This window comes from Collinsella sp. HCP28S3_E9 (genome assembly GCF_052065455.1).
In the GTDB taxonomy this organism is placed as follows: Bacteria; Actinomycetota; Coriobacteriia; order Coriobacteriales; family Coriobacteriaceae; genus Collinsella.
In genome coordinates this window covers 1-1,516 of sequence record NZ_JBQHTZ010000038.1, presented here as the reverse complement: position 1 = coordinate 1,516, position 1,516 = coordinate 1, and the positions used below count along the sequence as shown (strand labels likewise).

At 39.3% G+C, this 1,516-nt stretch carries 2 protein-coding genes; both read left to right on the top strand.

Going from position 1 to position 1,516, the window contains the following annotated elements:
* Positions 1 to 145: 145 nt before the first annotated feature.
* Positions 146 to 331 (top strand): cysteine-rich KTR domain-containing protein, encoded by a 186-nt coding sequence (locus ACTNA2_RS09050; RefSeq protein ID WP_003431289.1) that lies wholly within the window; start codon positions 146 to 148, stop codon positions 329 to 331.
* Positions 332 to 347: 16 nt separating this feature from the next.
* The gene (rlmN, locus tag ACTNA2_RS09045; protein ID WP_441049384.1) at positions 348 to 1,334 is read left to right on the top strand and encodes a 23S rRNA (adenine(2503)-C(2))-methyltransferase RlmN; all 987 of its coding nucleotides are present in this window, start codon (positions 348 to 350) and stop codon (positions 1,332 to 1,334) included.
* Positions 1,335 to 1,516 lie beyond the last annotated feature (182 nt).

The window sequence follows — 1,516 nt, the reverse complement described above, 5'->3', positions numbered from 1 at the left end:
GGATGACGCGGAAACGGCCCCTCCCGGGGCCGTTTCAGTTCCAGATCGTTGTTTTCGCCCGCTGAGCTGGGCCTATGCCGGAATCTCTCCCACAGAAACCACCGAAGAGCCCATTTTTTTGTGTAAAAAGGACGAGTGAAATATAATGCTTAAAAAATATTGGATAAAATGTCCGATTTGTAACGGAAAGACGAGAGTTCAAGTATTTCATAATACTGTATTAAAAGATTTTCCTCTTTTCTGCCCTAAATGCAAATTGACGCATATCATTGATGTAGAAAAATTAGAGATTGTAATCAAAAATACAGAAAAACAAACTTTTATTATTTAGAAGAAAGGATATAAAAATGAAACGTTTACCTAAATATACGCCTGCGGAAGTACGGAATGATCCATACGGATTTACTTACAAAGAAATGTCGGAAGTTATTGGCGAGAATGAAGCAAAAGCCTTATATGAAGAATTATATAAGCAATTACCACGCAAAAAAAATCTATCAATGTTGGTAAAAAATATTTGCAAAAGTAGCGATACTGAAAAGTATGTTTACGAACTGAAAGACAACAAATACATTGAAACGGTTTTTATCAAGCGGCGAGATGGTGGAACTGTTTGCGTGAGCACACAAGTCGGTTGTCCTGTTGGTTGTATTTTTTGTGAGTCCGGACGCAATGGTTTTGTTCGTAATCTAACACCGTCAGAAATCGTACAACAGATTATATTGTTGCGTCGAAAAGTAAACCGTATCGTTTTTATGGGTATGGGAGAGCCTTTATTCAATTATGACAACTTGATAAAAGCAATCCATATTCTTCGAGATAGAAATGGACTTAACTTTCCAACCGACGGCATTACCATATCAACAGTTGGTCCGGTCGATCAATTAAAAAAATTGCGCGAGGAACATCTTAAAATTCAGTTGACAATATCTTTACACGCAGCAACACAATCTGCAAGAAATCGTATTATTCCTCACATGCGCATATATGCTATTGAAGATGTTGTTAAGCAAGCCTTATCCTATTCTGAAAGGCATAATCGCAAAATTGTCTTTGCGTATTTGCTTTTACCGGGTATAAATGACCGGCCCTCAGATGTAAGACAACTTGCAAAATGGTTTCGGGGCAAAAAAGTTATGATTAACGTGTTACAATACAACCCAACAAGCAATTCAAGAATTAAAGCACCACAGAAACGGGAAATAGTTGCATTCAAACATCAATTAGAGCAAGCAGGACTTGAAGTTACTATTAGAGTTTCTCATGGCAGAGAGATTAACGCGGCTTGTGGACAGTTAGCTAACACATATAATAAATTCAAAAAAAATGATTAAAAGTGCCAGACGCATAGACGCAGAGCCGATAACGCATTAGGTCAAAAAACCTATGTGTTATCGGCTTTTTTAGAGGCTTCGGTAGTTTGTGTGACAAGGGGCTAGCCTAGGCAGCAACGCTCTTCGCTCCCTTCACGCCCTTCTTCCTCGCCTTCACCGGGCGACCCGGGAGCTGGGGCTGG

Coding starts and splice junctions, on each gene's coding strand:
- ACTNA2_RS09050 (WP_003431289.1), top strand. CDS start 146: ATGCTTAAAAAATATTGGATAAAATGTCCGATTTGTAACGGAAAGACG.
- rlmN (WP_441049384.1), top strand. CDS start 348: ATGAAACGTTTACCTAAATATACGCCTGCGGAAGTACGGAATGATCCA.